At 51.0% G+C, this 261-nt stretch carries 1 protein-coding gene; it reads right to left on the bottom strand.

The window, feature by feature from the left end; translation table 11 throughout:
* Positions 1-261 (bottom strand): hypothetical protein (locus A3722_RS24925; RefSeq protein WP_236627455.1); only part of this gene is annotated, 261 nt, incomplete at both ends.

The following is a 261-nucleotide window of genomic DNA, read 5'->3' as shown; positions in this document are numbered from 1 at the left end:
GTTCTACCGTAAGCTTCAAAACAGAAACGGAATACCTTGCCGCGAAAATTTGTTCGGGATTTTGAAAGAACAAAATCTTGCTCAACAATGTTGCCTGAACTGAGATGCGACATCAAGCGCTGCATCTTGTATTCGAGCTTCGCGTAGTTCCGTGCGGCTGATTGTGGGGTCATAACTGAAAGGACGCGGTAGCCTGCTGCCTGTGCGCAGTAGCCGATCAACCGCTCTTGTACGTGGGCTAGCCCTCCGTCTACGTGGTGG

The sequence above is a fragment of the Sulfitobacter sp. HI0027 genome (genome assembly GCF_001634775.1).
In the GTDB taxonomy this organism is placed as follows: Bacteria; Pseudomonadota; Alphaproteobacteria; order Rhodobacterales; family Rhodobacteraceae; genus Sulfitobacter.
This window is presented reverse-complemented; position numbering and strand designations above follow the sequence as displayed.